Below are 14,515 nucleotides of genomic sequence, written 5' to 3' on the forward strand. Positions count from 1 at the left end.
AAGCATGATAAAGATGTACGTACATGTTGAGTTAAATAAAAAAGCAAACTGTATAATGAAGCCCACACAACACTATACATTTACTCACCAACAAACCGATATAGTTAGTAATGAAAGCGTTTTCTGTACAATTTGAGTCTATTACACACGTTCGGACATGTCAATTCGATTTTTATGTATTTTTGTATTTCGTACGTACATATTCAAAGAAAATTCAGATGCTTTTTTTGCTTATTCATAGTAAATGGTACATTTGTTTGTTAGTATGTAAGTAAGATTATATCTTGTACGTATGAGTTTCCTGACGTACATGAAAGAAAGCAGGGACGCCAGATGGCACAACGCACAAAGTACAATATGGTCAAAGATCATATTCTTGAATGGATAAAAGATGGAACGGTACGACCAGGTGAAAAAATTCCTTCTGAAAATGAATTGGTCCAATCCTTTGGAGTGAGCCGTCACACGATTCGACAAGCTGTTGGGGAATTAGTGAACGAAGGCTATCTTTACCGTGAACAGGGCTCGGGCACGTACTGCTCCCTTGTCCTTCCGACCTCTACTCCCCAAACGATCGAACGTTCGGGCAATGGTAAAAACATCGGGGTCATCACAACCTATATGTCCGATTATATCTTCCCGTCTATTATCCGGGGGATTGAATCACATTTGGCTTCGAAAGGATATACGTTGACACTGTCTTGTACGGATAACAATGTCGAGAAAGAAAAGCAATGTCTCGAAATGATGTTAGATCGTCAAATCGACGGGCTGATTGTCGAGCCGACAAAGAGCAGTAGCTACAATCCGAATATCAAATATTATTTAGAACTCGAACAACAGCATACTCCTTATTTGATGATTAACCAATACTATTCGCAACTAACGCCTCCATACTTGATCATGGATGACGAAAAAGGCGGATTCTTGGCTGCTGAACACCTGATCAAACTCGGTCACGAGCGCATCATGGGACTTTTCAAAACGGACGACCTCCAGGGAGTCCACCGAATGCGTGGCTTCATTCGAGCGTTCCGGGAATACAACCTTCCCTTAGAGCCAGAATTAATTATAACGTATACGACAGAAGAACTTGTGCCTTCTTTTTATGACGTGATTCATCAAGTATTTCAAAACGCGGACGAGAGACCTAGTGCAATCGTCTGTTACAACGACCAACTCGCCCTCAACGTACTGGACCAACTAAGAAGCCTGCGTCTCTCTGTCCCGCAAGATGTCTCACTCGTCGGATATGATGATTCCGTACTCGCAGTCGCGACGGAAGTGAAATTGACTTCTATCGTCCATCCTAAACAAGAGCTGGGCCGTGCCGCAGCCGAGTGGATCATTGCGGCTGTCGAGAAAACAGAGACACCACCGTCACATACGTATGAACCTGAATTGATTGTCCGAAACTCGACCGCACCCTATAATCGTCTCGAATCTAAATTAGGCTGATTCACCCCTAACTTCTTGGAGGTCATCATGAACTTAAAGCATGAACACAACAAATTATTCCAAGTGCTCGAATTTGTCACCAGCCTGGTTCAACTGAACGTGGTCTTTTTACTGAGCATTTTGCCTCTCATCACACTGTTCCCAGCCTTATACGCCTTGAACGCTGTCACACGGCAATGGGCGGTCAACCAAGATTACAGCGTGTTCCGCGCCTACTTCCGCTTTTTTAACGAAGGAGTGCGCCGCCATTACAAGCTCGGTGCCGTCTGGACCTTGTTTCTGCTCATCTTGTTGATCGACTTTTTACTCATTCGTCAAATCGATGCGTGGCAAACGATGCTCTTTACGGGTCTGTTCGTGATCGGCTTTGTCTTCATCGCTCTTTCCTTGTTCCTGTTTCCGATTTTGACGCATTACGAAATGAAGACGATGGACGCTTTGAAATTGGCGCTATTCAGTATCATGCGATACGGATATATCATCGTGCTCGCGCTTCTGTTATTCACGGCACTCGGCATGCTCGCGTACCGGTCACCACTCTATTTGTTGTTCGGCTTTTCATTTATCGTGTTTTTGACGACGAAATTGTACCTTCACCAGTTAGACCGCACCATCACGAGCCAACATGCCGATCTCGAATCGTCATGAAACAAACCCTGACCTCATCTGCGTTTTCGGTCGCGCAGACGAGGTCAGGGTTATTTTTTATGTTCTCGCATCACGTCCGCTAGCGGACACCCTGCTTGCTCGAGCTCGGAGACGATGCGATTGTAGTCGGCTTCATTTCGATTTTGACTCAACTTGAACGCCGCCTGCATTTCATCGATATCGATACGGAAACCTACAACGCCATGCTTCTGTCGCTGCACGGACTCGGACAGCTCTTCCCAGATGACGGCGTTCTCTCTTTCCTTTTCATGGTCACGGAGTAGCCCGGCCAGATCTTCCTCGAGTTGTTCCGCGTTCAGGATAGTCGCCTGTCCATATGCATGGACGACCTGATAGTTCCACGTCGACACGTCCTCGTGGCCATACAAGGACGCCGAGATGTAGGCGTTCGACCCTTGAACGATGACGAGCACCGTCTGGTCTTCGATCGTCTGCCATTGCGGGTTGTTTTTGGCGACGTGCGTCGTGAACCAGATTCGACCGTCCGCTTCATGAAACCGGAGCGGCACGTGCGTCGCAATCGGCTTCTGTCCGTCATGCGTGACGACAGTACCGAACGGATGGGCTTTCAAAAAAGCGTGGACTTCTTCAGCGTCGTTGACGGCGTATAGCTTTGGGACGTACATCGAATTCCTCCTCCATTGTTAGCTAGCTTATAAACAAAGCGGCTCATCACATTAAGAACTAACACAAACTTACTCGACGAAGCCGCAGACTTCAACTTATCGGACGTGTTTCTAATCTGTCTGTCGGGTATAGGGAAAAGGACGACTGACACTATAGGAGGAATTTGATGAAACCGACAATTCAAGCATTCGTATTCGATGTGTACGGGACGCTGTTCGATGTCCATTCCGTCAAGGCGGCGTGTGACGAACAGTTCCCGGGGAAAGGTGACCAGATCAGTCAGACGTGGCGCACGAAGCAACTTGAATATTTCTTCATCCGTCAGATTTCGGGCCGCTACGAAGACTTCTCGGTCGTCACACGTGACGCCTTGCGTTACGCCTTAGCTACGGCCGACGTGAGCGCATCTAGCGACGTCGAGGATGCGCTCATCGCCACGTATGCGGAGCTCTCGCCATACGAGGAAGTCGAGGACGTGTTGAAGCAGCTGCGGGACACCCAGACCGTCGTCTTGTCGAACGGGACCGCTGACATGCTTGAACAATTGATTGCGAACGCGTCGTTCACCGAACTGTTCGACGAACTCGTCAGCATCGACGGCGTCAAACAGTTCAAGCCGTCACCTGCCGCCTATATGAGCTGGTTCAAGACGACCGACTTGAAGCGGGACGAGGTGCTGTTCATGTCTTCGAACGGCTGGGACATCATCGGCGCCAAGAACTTCGGCTTCCAGACGGCGTGGATCAATCGTGACGGCAAGCCTTTCGAAACGATGGATGTGCGTCCAGACGCGGTCTACGACGACTTGACCGGAATTTTGGAGTGGAGAACTTCCTAACGTCTTGCTTTTGAGAAGGAGGAATCGTGATGAAGGCACTATTTTTGAACTGTTCGTTGAAAGGCGAAGACACGGTATCACATACGGAAGGTCTGATGAAGGACATCATCCCCCACTTTGACAAACTCGGCGTCGAGTCAGAGATCGTCCGCGTCGTCGACTACGACATCGCTTTCGGGGTGACCGAGGACGAAGGGGCTGGCGACGAGTGGCCGCAACTCTTCGCCAAAGTGAAAGCCGCCGACATCCTCATCATCGGGACGCCGCTTTGGCTCGGGGAGAAGAGCAGTGTCGCCACCCAAGTGATCGAACGGCTATACGGCGGGAGCGGGCTGAAAAATGAACACGGTCAAGCCATCTACTACAACAAAGTCGGCGGTGTCGTCGTGACGGGCAACGAGGACGGGGCGAAGCACGCCTGTGCCTCAATCCTGTACGGTTTGTCCCATATCGGCTTCACTATCCCACCGAACGTCGACGCATACTGGGTCGGCGAAGCCGGTCCGGGCGACTCGTACCTCGACGCCGGCCGCGACAACGCCTTCACGAAAAAGAACGGACAGTTTTTAGCGTATAACCTTTATCATTTCGCGAATCTATTGAAACAACATCCAATCCCGGCCAAAGGAAACATCATGCCGTGACCGACCAAGGCGATGAATCCATGGACGGAGTGATCGTCTTTTGTCGTTTTGTGCGAAAGTAAAATATCATCTACGAAACGAGGAGATATTATGGCACACCGCATCTACACGACGAGCTTCGCGAGCGTCTATCCGAGTTACGTCGCGAAAGCCGAACGGAAAGGCCGGACGAAAGACGAGGTCGATACGATCATCCGCTGGCTGACCGGCTATGACGAGGCCGGGCTCGAGCGGCAACTCGAGGCCGAGGTCGACTTCGATACGTTCTTCGCATCGGCCCCTGACATGAACGAGGATCGCGCTCTCATCAAAGGCGTCGTCTGCGGCGTCCGCGTCGAGAATGTCGAGGAGCCGCTCATGCGCGAGATCCGTTACTTGGACAAACTCGTCGATGAACTGGCTAAGGGCAAGGCGATGGCGAAGATTTTGCGAGGGGGCGAACAGTAATGGACTATACGACACTCGTCGATGACAAACGGCTCGACAGCTTCATCCGCTTGATTGACGTGATTGATGCGAACTTACCGGACGGCTTTGAGAAGACGACCGACGGCAAAGGCGTTCATTATGTCGTGCCATTGTCGATGTACCCGCCCGGTTATCACGTGACGCCGGGTACCCCGTTGCCGTTTATAAGCGTCATCGCGCAAAAGAATCATGTCGCCTTGTATCATATGGGTGTCTACGCCGATGAAGACGTGTTGCATTGGTTCGAGCAGGCATACGCCGAACGAGTGCCGACGAAGCTCGACATGGGCAAGAGCTGCATCCGCTTCAAGAACGTGCTGCATATCCCATACGATTTGATCGGCGAGCTCGCCGCGAAGATGACGCCGGAGCGCTGGGTCGAGCTATATGGAGGAAACCGGGGATGACCGTAATGGTCGTCTCTTTTTTCGGCACATTTTGTAAGCTTGGTTACCGCTCTTGAATCGCCCGCTATTGTATGCTGAAAAGAGATACACTCGTCGAAAGGAGGACCCGTCATGCCACGCCCGCTCAAAATCAGTTTGATGCTCGTCCTGTTCGGGACGATCTTTTACATCACCCATTTCCATTACGAGCTTCGCCCGTCCGACGTCCGGGACATCGTCTTGTCGTTCGGCTGGTGGGGACCGCTCGTCTTCTTCTTGATCTATGCGATTGGCCCGCTCGTGTTCTTGCCGACGTCCGTCTTGTCGCTCGGCGCCGGTCTCGCATTCGGTGTCTGGCCCGGCGTCCTCTATATCCTGTTCGGTGCGACCGCGGCGGCGGTGACCGGCTACGTCATGGCTCGGCTGTTCGGGCGTTCGGTGCTCAAGGTCGAGAAGTATCCGTGGTCAGAGAAACTGTTCACCCAGATGGAGGCGCGCGGCTTTTTATACGTTTTCGTGCTGCGCCTGATTCCGCTCGTCAGTTTTGATCTACTCAGTTACGCCGGTGGCATCGCGAAAGTGCGGTTCAAGTCATTCCTGCTCGCAACCGTGTTCGGGATGATCCCCGGAACACTAGCCTACAGTTTTTTAGGGGCTAGCCTCGCTTCAGGGAGCGTGACGACGATCTTCATCGCCGCCCTCGTCTTCGTAAGTCTACTAGGCGTCACCTACTATTTCCGGACTCCGGTCAAGAAGTGGCTCGGGCTAACATCTGAATCAACAAAAAACGGATGAGGCGGCTGCCTCATCCGTTTGCTTTAGACGTTGAATCGTCTCGTCATCTCACGCATTTCGTCTGCCATATTCGACAGTTCTTGCGCCGACGCCGTGATTTCTTCCATTGATGCCATCTGTTCTTCCGTTGCCGCCGATGTGTTCTCGGTCTCGGTCGCCGTCGTCTCGGTGATGCCTTGAATCTCATGCACCGATGTCAACACTTCGGTCGCACCTGCCGCCATCTCTTCGACAGCACCAGACACTTCCTCGACTTTCCGGCTCACTTCTTCAATCGCAAGCTTAATCTCATCGAACGCCGTCCCTGCCTGTTGGACGTTCGTCACGCTATGCGCCATATCATCCTCGACGACATGCATCGTCTTGACGGCTTGTTTCGTCTCCGTCTGTGTGTCCGTAATCAGCGACGCGATCAACTTCGTTGCGACGGCCGACTCTTCGGCGAGTTTTTTCACTTCGGAGGCGACGACGGCGAACCCGCGTCCATGATCACCGGCCCGGGCCGCTTCGATGGCTGCATTCAACGCCAGCAAGTTCGTCTGCTCGGCGATGCCTGAAATCGTTCCGGTAATTGTTCCAATCTCTTGGGAACGGACGTCGAGTTGTCCGATGACGTGTTGGAGTGTTTTGACTTTCTCATTCATCTCCTCGAGCTGTGTCTCGAGCGTCTCGATCAAGTCATTCCCGGTACCGACTTTCCGGAGCGCCCCTTCCGAGAGCTCTGTCATCTGTTGGGCGCTGCCCGAGACGTGATGGATCCCGTTCGTCAGGTCAGTCAGTGTGCCGTTCGATTCTTTCACCCGCGTCAATTGACGGAGCGACCCTGACGCGATTTCTTCCATCGTGACCGCGACCATCTCGGTCGCTTTCGTCGTCTCTTCGACGTTCGATTTCAAATCATCGGACGACGTCGCGACGCGCCCGGCGGTCGAAGTGACATTCCCGATCAACTGACGGAGACTATCTTTCATTTCATTGAACGAAGTTGAGAGTGAACCCATCTCGTCCCGGGACACGTACGTGCTTTCGACCGTCAAATCACCGGCACCGGCCCGACTCATCAGTTTGTTCAACTCACGAATCGGTCGGACGATCAGTTGTGTGATGTAGATGCCGAGCGCCATCGATAACGCTCCGCCAATCGCGACGAGTGCCCAAAAGGTGAGGACGGATCGTTCGCGGTCTGCTTGCATCGTCGCACTCGCCGTCTCTGCTTCTTGATTGATCCCGTCCATGACGAACGTCGCGGTTTCGACTAATTTTTGTCGGACCGGTCTCAATTCATCCGTATAGACACGGTAAGCGGCCGTCTTCTCATTACGCAGTGCTGGTTGCGTCACCGCGTCCACACCTTCTAGGTAAGCTGCCGACTCCTCTTTCAAACGTTCCATAGCGGTTACGAGTTCTGGGTCATTGGACTGGAATGACGTCTCGAACGATTCTAAATTATTGAGGATGCTGTCGCGTCTCTCAGTAATGTTGCCTTGAAGTTCCTCGTTTCGAGCGCCCTCTGTGACCAACATGAGTTCTAGCAGATGACCATCAAGCGCCCGGTTGTCCGTCCGGATTTGTCCTAAATAGCGAATCGGCAACAGCCGTTCCTCATAAATTTCTTCGCCCGCGTCAGCCATACGTCCCATGAGGACGTGGCTGAGTGCTGCCACAATCACAAGAGTGGCGATAAACACGGTAATCAACACCGCTAACTTTTTTGACATATTCAAATTCTTCATGGTCATACCCCCTATTTGTTTTATCGTAGGTGAGGGGAGATTGTGAAGTTATTTCCTTAAAATGTTGACCTTTTTTAGCATTTTTAAAGCGATGAATGTGCTTTCTCCGTCTTTTCTGCCTGTATTTCTGTTGAGTCTGCAATTTGAGTATAAAAACGGGACGGCCGACCGATAATACATTAGCGCAAAAGAAACACATACAGAATGCGAGGAACCTACATGAATGTCCAAAAACGAAATCAATTGATGCTCATCATCACGTCCGCTATCGTCCTCACTTCGGTCATCGTCCATCTGCTCCACCGGTTCACTGATTTTGCCTATACGTACATCATATTGCGGAACGGCTCAATCGACTACGCTTATTCGACTGCGACGTGGATCCTGTTCACCATACCGATCTTCTTCTTTACGTTCATGCTTTTTAGCAATCGACTACGTCCAAACATATTCCCTTACTTGATGATGCTCACACTCACATTCTCAAGCATCTCAACCGTCGCAGGCGGTCAAGGGCTCGTCGAATATCACTTCTCAATTTTCGTCGTCCTCGCCATCCTCTCGTTTATGCGTCGAATCGACTTGGTCGTTTACAGCACGCTCATTTTTGCGGTCCAACACGTAGCCGGATTCTTCTTGTTCCCGGCACTCATTTGCGGGACGTCCGATTACCCGTTCAGCCTGCTGCTCGTCCACGCTATCTATCTCGTTCTCTTAAGCACCGTTCTTGTCGTGCAGATCCATTCACGCAACCTCGAGTCAGCACGCGTTAAACAGCAGGAGGACGAGACACGCACTTTGCTCAAACAGGCAGTCACCGACACAAGCCGGCTCGTCTCGGCGCTCAAGGACCACGCGACCGAACTTGAAGCCGCCGCGGCCCAGTCACTTCAGTCGGGTGAGCAAATCGCGGTCACAATCGACCCGATTGTGTCTCACGCGATGTCACAAGAATCGTCGATGCACCAAGGTGCTGATGAGATTCAATCGATTCGTTCGTTGACAAGAATCATCCAAGACCGAATGGCTCAAACCGCTGCTGCCTCATCACGGATTGCAGCCGACGCCAGTGCCGGGAATATTGATATGCGGCGTATGGAATCGAAAGTCGTCGAAATTATTGAAGAAGCGAACCGGCTCGAACAAGTCGTCACGACAATGTCGAACCGCTCGACCGAGATTCGTGCCATCCTGCAACACGTCGAGACAATCAGCGAGCAGACGAACATGCTCGCCTTGAACGCCTCTATCGAAGCAGCTCGGGCTGGTGACGCCGGCCGTGGTTTCGCCGTCGTTGCTTCCGAAGTCGGCAAGCTCGCCGTTCAGTCGCGCGAGTATGCGTCCGAGATGACACGTGTCCTCGGTGGACTTATGCAGGATACGACTGTCGTCCATGAGTCGTCACAATTGTTCAAACAAGCGACCGAGAATTGCCAAACCGTCTCAGCCGATGTAACCGCCGTTTTCCATCGCTTAACGGATGACGTCTCAGAAATCGATGCACAAATCGTCTCGATCCAACAGACACGCCAACACGTGACCGCTCAGATGGAGACGCTCGAGACACGGCTTGAGACGACGAAGCACACCGCGAACGAACTGCAACAGCAAATCCATCATGTCGCTGCCGCGACCGAAGAGCAAGTCGCTGTTCAGAAAGAACTGAGCTCCATGTCTGACCGCCTCGCTGCGACAGCGAATACGTTAGAAGACGTGACCGGTCAGCTCGAAGTGCGGGCCAACTAAAAAACAGACCGCGAATGTTGGATTCGCGGTCTGTTTTTTATAATGTCGAAACCAGTTTTTGAAGCGCCTCTTTGAGCGGTGTCACCGGACGACCGAGCACCAACTCAAAGTCATTTGATTCGACTTCGAGTGACCCGTTGCGGATACTGTCTTGAATACCGACGACGATCGGGATCGCCCCTTCCGGCACACCGGCACCTCGCATGACGTCGGCGTACGCCTCAGCACTAACTTCTTGGAGTTTGACCTCACGGCCGAGTACGTCACTGAGCGCTTCGACGAGTTCTGCTTGCGTATGGAGCGGTCCTGACAATTCGAAGATGTTTTGCTCGAAATCATCTGCCATGAGGACGTTCGCCGCTGCTTCGGCGTAGTCTTGTTGCAGCGCCCAACCGACTTTCCCGTCACGGGCCGCTGTCACCCAAGGGGCACCGGCGAGCACGCCTTGAATGCCACCGAGTTCGTTCTCTAAGTACCAGTTGTTGCGCAGGAACGCGTGCGGGATCCCGGTTCGTTCGATCGCGCCTTCCGTCTCGACGTGCGGTGGTGCCATGAGATTTTGACTCTCTGTCGCATCGGCGAGGCTCGTATAGGCGATGAACTTGACCCCGGCCCGCTTCGCTGCTTCGACCGCGTTCGCGTGTTGACGGATGCGCGTATCGTTGTCACCGTCCGCCGAGATGATGAGCAACCGCTCGACACCTTGGAACGCTTCGTCGAGCGTCTCCGGTTGATCGAAGTCGCCGTGACGAACGTCGACTCCTTTTGCTTTCAGCGCTCCCGCTTTCTCCGGGTTACGGACACTGACCGCAAGTTCGCTCGCCGGTATCGACTCGAGCAACACCTCGACGATTTTTGAACCGAGTTTCCCGGTCGCACCTGTGACTAAGTATTTCATGATTCGTTTCCTCCTTCTCAACCTGTAATTAAATCAGTTACATGTAATCATAATAGTTACAGCATCTTCATTTGTCAATTGTTTGTTCCCTGTTATACTGAAGATGTAACCAATCTGCTTACATGATTGTTCAGAAAGGTGGTGGCTTATGACCATCAGTAGCCGTTTTGCGGTCGGCATTCATATCTTGACGTTGATCGAGTTCAATCAAGACGGGGTCACTTCGTCTGACTTTTTAGCCGGGAGCGTCAATACGAATCCCGCCCTCATCCGTAAAATCATGGCGATGCTAAAAAAAGCCGGATTGATCGAGGTCAAACCCGGCGTAGCTGGTGCGAAGCTCGCTAAAGGCTTGACCGATATCTCGCTGTATGACGTCTATCGCGCCGTCAGCGTCGTCGAGGAGAATGAACTGTTCAGTATCCATGACAACCCGAACCCGGCATGTCCGGTTGGCCAAAATATCCAAGCGACAATCGAACCGATCTTCATCAACGCCCAAACGGCGATGGAATCTGTGTTGAAGCACGTGACACTCGCCGACGTCGTCCAAGACGTGGCAACACAAAGACAGGGAAACCACTGAGGCTTCCCTGTTTTTGTCAGTCTCGCTATCATTGAGATCCCCTTCATAAAAATAAGTTCTAACGACCTCAAAAGTTTAGATTGTTGCAAATTCGGTTATATTATTTATAAAGATTCGAAACGAGGAGGAATTAGACGTATGTCTGAAAATAAACAAAACGGTAAGTATGACCACATCATCGATCAAGTCGCGGCCAAGGCGAAAGAAGTCACCGGGAAAATGAACGATGATAAAACGACCAACCAACGAAGCGGTGAAGGACATTCCGACTCCTTGACGGATAAAGTCAAAGGCGTCTTCAACCAATTTCAAAAACGCAAAAAATAAGACGAAGGGCTTCCTAGCAAAACAGCTAAGAAGCCTTTTTTTATGTGACTGTGCCATTTTCCAGCCCTTCCCATAGCCCCAACAGGTTTGATTTCTCCTCGCTTTGTTTTAATGCGAAATACGAATCCTCTTTACTTTGAGTTCATATGAACTTATAATAATAATATAAAGTTCAAATGAACCTATAAGGAGGAATTATTGTTGACCCTACTCATCGCCTTTTTGGCACTCGTCATCTTCATGCTCGCGCTTGACCTCGGGGTGTTCCACCGCAAGGCACACGAAGTCTCGCTCCGTGAGGCATGGACATGGACGTTCGTTTGGATCGGGATCGCCCTTGCTTTCGGCGGTTGGTTGTTCTACTCGCAAGGCAGCACGGTCGCGATCGAATACGCAAGCGTCTACTTCATCGAAAAGGCACTTGCCATCGATAACGTGTTCGTCTTCTCGCTCGTCTTCGCCTATTTCGCGATCCCGCTCAAGTATCAGCACAAGGTGTTGTTCTGGGGTATCCTGGGCGCGATTTTCTTCCGGGCCGTCTTCATCGTCGCTGGTGTGTCACTTCTCGAGAACTTCGGTTGGGTCTACTACGTGTTCGGCGCCTTCCTCGTCTATACGGGCTGGATGATGTTTAAAAACATCGGCAAGGACGAGTCGCTCGAGAACAACAAGACGATCAACTGGTTGAAAAACCATTTGCCGATCACGCAAGACATGTCGTCCGGAAAGTTCACGAAACGGATCAACGGCAAGCTGTTCTTCACACCGCTCTTCATCGCCTTGATCTTTATCGAGCTATCGGACATCGTCTTCGCCGTCGACTCGGTCGCAGCAAGCTTCGCCTACTCGCGTGACCCGTATATCATCTTCTACGCGAATATCATGGCGATCCTTGGACTGCGTAGCCTCTACTTCGTCCTCGCCAACTTGATCGACCGCTTCTACTACTTGAAGCACGGGCTCAGCTTCATGCTCGTCTTCATCGGGACGAAGATGATTTTCGGCGATGTCTACAAGATGCCGATTTGGATGTCGCTCGGTGCGATCGTACTCGTCATCTTGATCAGCGTCGTCTATAGTTTCTACAAAACGAAACCTGGTCAGAAAAACAACGTATAACAAAAGGGAGACGTGCTAGGCCTTCCGAAACAGGTGTATCGCTTCTCGATTGTGGGTAAACCTTTAGTCTAGCAAACACAGAAAAGGTGGTAACGAATGTTTGACCGTATGGGTGATGTGAGTATTGGACTCGTCTTCGGGATCGTGTTGATGTTTCTGTTCAACAGTCTCTGGGGACTTGGCGTCGGCGTGATGTTAGGAATTTTCTTCCTCGTCGCACCGCGCTCGACAAACCGCCGTACTAGAAAATATATGCCGCAAATACACTAAGCCGAGGCGCCCGCCTCGGCTTTTTTCATGTCCGCTCAGTTTCGTGCACATGACATGCGACGCCCCCTCTCCTAGGTGATTCGAGTCTCAGATGAACTAATGCAACTTATTCTTTTACCCTATACGTAAAATTAAAATGTCAATATATTTTTTTGAAATATAAATGACATATTTAATTATATTTTTTGATGGTAAAATTTCTTGGAAGGTTAAGAAAAACATCGTTCTGTCGCCCTGTTACATAACCGAAAGGATTTACCAAAAAATGAAAAAACAATTAATGACATTTGCTCTCGGCGCCCTTCTCGTTTCCGGTTTGACGCTTCAAACCTCGACACCGGTAGAGGCAGCCACTTCTTATAAAGTTAAAGTCACGACGAACAGCTTGAACGTGCGGACGGGTCCATCGACCGCCTACAAAAAGGTCGGCAGCGCCAAGCTCGGTCAATCGTTCACATATCTAGGGGCGACCGGCTCATGGACGAAAATCAATTTCAACGGTAGCACGAAATATGTAGCGAGTACATATGTTAAAAAATATAGCGGTACGGCGTTACAAACGGCCACGGCAGCTAAATTCATCATGCCGGCGAAAGGCACGTTGTCGCAAGGATACGGCCCGGCGAGCGGAAAGTATGGTTATACGTTCCATAACGGTATCGACATCGCGGCCGCCAAAGGGACACCGATCCAAGCGGCCGCTTCCGGTCAAGTCATCGTCGCCCGAAACTATGGCGCCTACGGGAACCACGTCATGATCTCGCATACGATCAACGGCCAAGCGTACACGAGCGTCTATGCCCACATGGATCGGTTGAACGTCGTCAAAGGCCAATCGATCTCAAAAGGCGCGAACATCGGGACGATCGGGAATACCGGCAACTCGTTCGGGAGCCATCTCCACTTCGAGATTCATAAAAACAAGTACGTCTATAGCGGCTCGACAGCCGCCAACAGCGTCAACCCGTATACGTTATTCTAAAAAACACACTTTTATCCGTTAACGGATAAAAGTGTGTTTTTTAGCGTTGGAACGCATCTACATGATCACGTGCGAACTCAGCAAACGAACGTGGCTTCTCCCCGGTCAACCGTTCAAAGTCGTCCGTCACCGCCTTCGCCGTCCCGAGCCGTGTCATGAGGTAGAGCGCCATCGTCACATTCACATACGCTGGATCCAGACCACGTTCCTGAATATAGTGTGAGCGATAGCGCAGCATGCTCGGTTTGGCGTACGTGATGCGCCGCCCGGTCAGAATCGTCAATTGGTTGGCGATGTCGACATAATCGAGCGCCTCAGGTCCGGTGAGCGTATAGGCCGTGTTGCGATGTGACTCCGGGTCGGCCAAAACGTGCGCGATCGCCTTGCCGATATCCTCGGCGTCGATGAAGCTGACTTGACTGTTACCGGCCGGGATGAAGATCTCGTCGTCTTGACGGATCTCCTCGGCGTGGACGCCGGTCACGTTCTGCATGAAGAAACCCGGCCGGATATGAACGGATGGAACACCTGACTGCTCGATATACTTCTCGATCTTATAGTGGGGCGGGAACGGATTCGTCTCGACGCCCATGAGTGAAAGAAAAGCGACGAGTCGAATCGAACGTTCGGCCATCGCCTCAATGAACGGAACGAACACGTCCGCATCCCCGATCTGTGGCGGACGCATCAAAAAGACGCGATCGACCCCGTCGAGCGCCGCTTCGTACGTGTCCGGGTTTTCAAAATCGAGTTCGACGTGTCGTGCCGCCGTCGGGAAGCGCCGCTGTAGCTCGTCTAACTTACTCCCGGCAACGACGACTGCTTCTCCCCGTTCTTCTAAATACTTCACGACGTATTGTCCGACGTTCCCGGTCGCACCAGTCACTAAAATCGCTTGCTTCATAATAATCCCTCCTCTTTCCATTGTCTTATACGTTCACTTATCTGTGCTTGAACAATTTGTGCCGA

Annotated in this window: 17 protein-coding genes; 13 read left to right on the forward strand and 4 right to left on the reverse strand. The window is 51.3% G+C overall.

What is annotated here, in order from left to right; all coding sequences use genetic code 11:
- The first annotated feature begins 333 nt into the window (after positions 1-333).
- On the forward strand, positions 334-1,458 hold the full coding sequence (locus EVJ24_RS01665; protein ID WP_071398300.1) for a GntR family transcriptional regulator: 1,125 nt from the start codon (positions 334-336) through the stop codon (positions 1,456-1,458).
- Positions 1,459-1,485: 27 nt separating this feature from the next.
- Positions 1,486-2,106, forward strand: coding sequence for a YesL family protein (locus tag EVJ24_RS01670; protein WP_131439072.1), 621 nt, complete (start codon positions 1,486-1,488; stop codon positions 2,104-2,106).
- Positions 2,107-2,156: 50 nt separating this feature from the next.
- On the opposite strand, the gene EVJ24_RS01675 is transcribed toward EVJ24_RS01670, so the two are convergent.
- On the reverse strand, positions 2,157-2,753 hold the full coding sequence (locus tag EVJ24_RS01675) for an FMN-binding negative transcriptional regulator (RefSeq protein WP_131439074.1): 597 nt from the start codon (positions 2,751-2,753) through the stop codon (positions 2,157-2,159).
- A 167-nt stretch (positions 2,754-2,920) separates the two neighbouring features.
- Here EVJ24_RS01675 and EVJ24_RS01680 point away from each other — a divergent pair, with 167 nt between their 5' ends.
- The 5 genes from EVJ24_RS01680 to EVJ24_RS01700 all read left to right on the forward strand — a co-directional run bounded on the left by EVJ24_RS01680 (position 2,921) and on the right by EVJ24_RS01700 (position 5,885).
- Positions 2,921-3,592, forward strand: coding sequence for a haloacid dehalogenase type II (locus EVJ24_RS01680; protein WP_131439076.1), 672 nt, complete (start codon positions 2,921-2,923; stop codon positions 3,590-3,592).
- A gap of 29 nt (positions 3,593-3,621) precedes the next feature.
- Positions 3,622-4,236 carry a flavodoxin family protein gene (locus tag EVJ24_RS01685; protein WP_131439078.1) on the forward strand — a complete coding sequence of 205 codons (615 nt, stop codon included), beginning with the start codon at positions 3,622-3,624 and terminating at the stop codon, positions 4,234-4,236.
- A gap of 87 nt (positions 4,237-4,323) precedes the next feature.
- Positions 4,324-4,683: a DUF2200 domain-containing protein gene (locus tag EVJ24_RS01690; RefSeq protein WP_131439614.1), complete on the forward strand. Its 360-nt coding sequence runs from the start codon at positions 4,324-4,326 to the stop codon at positions 4,681-4,683.
- Positions 4,683-5,111 carry a DUF1801 domain-containing protein gene (locus tag EVJ24_RS01695; RefSeq protein ID WP_071398306.1) on the forward strand — a complete coding sequence of 143 codons (429 nt, stop codon included), beginning with the start codon at positions 4,683-4,685 and terminating at the stop codon, positions 5,109-5,111. The genes EVJ24_RS01690 and EVJ24_RS01695 overlap by 1 nt, the downstream gene beginning before the upstream one ends.
- A gap of 111 nt (positions 5,112-5,222) precedes the next feature.
- Complete coding sequence (locus tag EVJ24_RS01700; protein WP_071398307.1) at positions 5,223-5,885, forward strand: TVP38/TMEM64 family protein; 663 nt, start codon at positions 5,223-5,225, stop codon at positions 5,883-5,885.
- Between the two features lie 23 nt (positions 5,886-5,908).
- On the opposite strand, the gene EVJ24_RS01705 is transcribed toward EVJ24_RS01700, so the two are convergent.
- The gene (locus EVJ24_RS01705; RefSeq protein WP_071398308.1) at positions 5,909-7,618 is read right to left on the reverse strand and encodes a methyl-accepting chemotaxis protein; all 1,710 of its coding nucleotides are present in this window, start codon (positions 7,616-7,618) and stop codon (positions 5,909-5,911) included.
- A 219-nt stretch (positions 7,619-7,837) separates the two neighbouring features.
- On the opposite strand from EVJ24_RS01705, the gene EVJ24_RS01710 reads away from it, so the two are divergent.
- On the forward strand, positions 7,838-9,364 hold the full coding sequence (locus EVJ24_RS01710; RefSeq protein ID WP_161568720.1) for a methyl-accepting chemotaxis protein: 1,527 nt from the start codon (positions 7,838-7,840) through the stop codon (positions 9,362-9,364).
- A gap of 37 nt (positions 9,365-9,401) precedes the next feature.
- Here the strand turns inward: EVJ24_RS01710 and EVJ24_RS01715 are convergent, their stop codons facing one another.
- Complete coding sequence (locus EVJ24_RS01715) at positions 9,402-10,262, reverse strand: SDR family oxidoreductase (RefSeq protein ID WP_131439081.1); 861 nt, start codon at positions 10,260-10,262, stop codon at positions 9,402-9,404.
- A gap of 148 nt (positions 10,263-10,410) precedes the next feature.
- Between EVJ24_RS01715 and EVJ24_RS01720 the strand changes: the two genes are divergently transcribed.
- From EVJ24_RS01720 to EVJ24_RS01735, 5 genes are all read left to right on the forward strand, one after another.
- Positions 10,411-10,848: an Rrf2 family transcriptional regulator gene (locus tag EVJ24_RS01720; RefSeq protein WP_070328136.1), complete on the forward strand. Its 438-nt coding sequence runs from the start codon at positions 10,411-10,413 to the stop codon at positions 10,846-10,848.
- Positions 10,849-10,986: 138 nt separating this feature from the next.
- The gene (locus tag EVJ24_RS01725; RefSeq protein WP_071398311.1) at positions 10,987-11,175 is read left to right on the forward strand and encodes a hypothetical protein; all 189 of its coding nucleotides are present in this window, start codon (positions 10,987-10,989) and stop codon (positions 11,173-11,175) included.
- 201 nt (positions 11,176-11,376) lie between these two features.
- Positions 11,377-12,294, forward strand: coding sequence for a TerC family protein (locus tag EVJ24_RS01730; protein ID WP_131439083.1), 918 nt, complete (start codon positions 11,377-11,379; stop codon positions 12,292-12,294).
- A gap of 96 nt (positions 12,295-12,390) precedes the next feature.
- On the forward strand, positions 12,391-12,564 hold the full coding sequence (locus EVJ24_RS15330; protein ID WP_161568721.1) for a hypothetical protein: 174 nt from the start codon (positions 12,391-12,393) through the stop codon (positions 12,562-12,564).
- A 265-nt stretch (positions 12,565-12,829) separates the two neighbouring features.
- A complete protein-coding gene (locus tag EVJ24_RS01735; protein ID WP_131439085.1) occupies positions 12,830-13,546 on the forward strand; it encodes a peptidoglycan DD-metalloendopeptidase family protein in 717 nt (238 codons plus the stop codon).
- A 40-nt stretch (positions 13,547-13,586) separates the two neighbouring features.
- Here EVJ24_RS01735 and EVJ24_RS01740 read toward each other — a convergent pair whose 3' ends face one another.
- Positions 13,587-14,450 carry an SDR family oxidoreductase gene (locus EVJ24_RS01740; RefSeq protein ID WP_236637514.1) on the reverse strand — a complete coding sequence of 288 codons (864 nt, stop codon included), beginning with the start codon at positions 14,448-14,450 and terminating at the stop codon, positions 13,587-13,589.
- Positions 14,451-14,515: the final 65 nt, after the last annotated feature.

It is taken from the genome of Exiguobacterium sp. SH1S21 (assembly GCF_004337175.1).
Classification (GTDB): domain Bacteria; phylum Bacillota; class Bacilli; order Exiguobacteriales; family Exiguobacteriaceae; genus Exiguobacterium; species Exiguobacterium aurantiacum_A.

What these genes read in the sequence shown, in the direction of transcription:
- EVJ24_RS01725 (WP_071398311.1), top strand. Translation starts at nt 10,987, where the DNA reads ATGTCTGAAAATAAACAAAACGGTAAGTATGACCACATCATCGATCAA.
- EVJ24_RS15330 (WP_161568721.1), top strand. Translation starts at nt 12,391, where the DNA reads ATGTTTGACCGTATGGGTGATGTGAGTATTGGACTCGTCTTCGGGATC.
- EVJ24_RS01670 (WP_131439072.1), top strand. Translation starts at nt 1,486, where the DNA reads ATGAACTTAAAGCATGAACACAACAAATTATTCCAAGTGCTCGAATTT.
- EVJ24_RS01740 (WP_236637514.1), bottom strand. Translation starts at nt 14,450, where the DNA reads ATGAAGCAAGCGATTTTAGTGACTGGTGCGACCGGGAACGTCGGACAA.
- EVJ24_RS01705 (WP_071398308.1), bottom strand. Translation starts at nt 7,618, where the DNA reads ATGAAGAATTTGAATATGTCAAAAAAGTTAGCGGTGTTGATTACCGTG.
- EVJ24_RS01735 (WP_131439085.1), top strand. Translation starts at nt 12,830, where the DNA reads ATGAAAAAACAATTAATGACATTTGCTCTCGGCGCCCTTCTCGTTTCC.
- EVJ24_RS01700 (WP_071398307.1), top strand. Translation starts at nt 5,223, where the DNA reads ATGCCACGCCCGCTCAAAATCAGTTTGATGCTCGTCCTGTTCGGGACG.
- EVJ24_RS01695 (WP_071398306.1), top strand. Translation starts at nt 4,683, where the DNA reads ATGGACTATACGACACTCGTCGATGACAAACGGCTCGACAGCTTCATC.
- EVJ24_RS01680 (WP_131439076.1), top strand. Translation starts at nt 2,921, where the DNA reads ATGAAACCGACAATTCAAGCATTCGTATTCGATGTGTACGGGACGCTG.
- EVJ24_RS01710 (WP_161568720.1), top strand. Translation starts at nt 7,838, where the DNA reads ATGAATGTCCAAAAACGAAATCAATTGATGCTCATCATCACGTCCGCT.
- EVJ24_RS01715 (WP_131439081.1), bottom strand. Translation starts at nt 10,262, where the DNA reads ATGAAATACTTAGTCACAGGTGCGACCGGGAAACTCGGTTCAAAAATC.
- EVJ24_RS01685 (WP_131439078.1), top strand. Translation starts at nt 3,622, where the DNA reads ATGAAGGCACTATTTTTGAACTGTTCGTTGAAAGGCGAAGACACGGTA.
- EVJ24_RS01720 (WP_070328136.1), top strand. Translation starts at nt 10,411, where the DNA reads ATGACCATCAGTAGCCGTTTTGCGGTCGGCATTCATATCTTGACGTTG.
- EVJ24_RS01675 (WP_131439074.1), bottom strand. Translation starts at nt 2,753, where the DNA reads ATGTACGTCCCAAAGCTATACGCCGTCAACGACGCTGAAGAAGTCCAC.
- EVJ24_RS01665 (WP_071398300.1), top strand. Translation starts at nt 334, where the DNA reads ATGGCACAACGCACAAAGTACAATATGGTCAAAGATCATATTCTTGAA.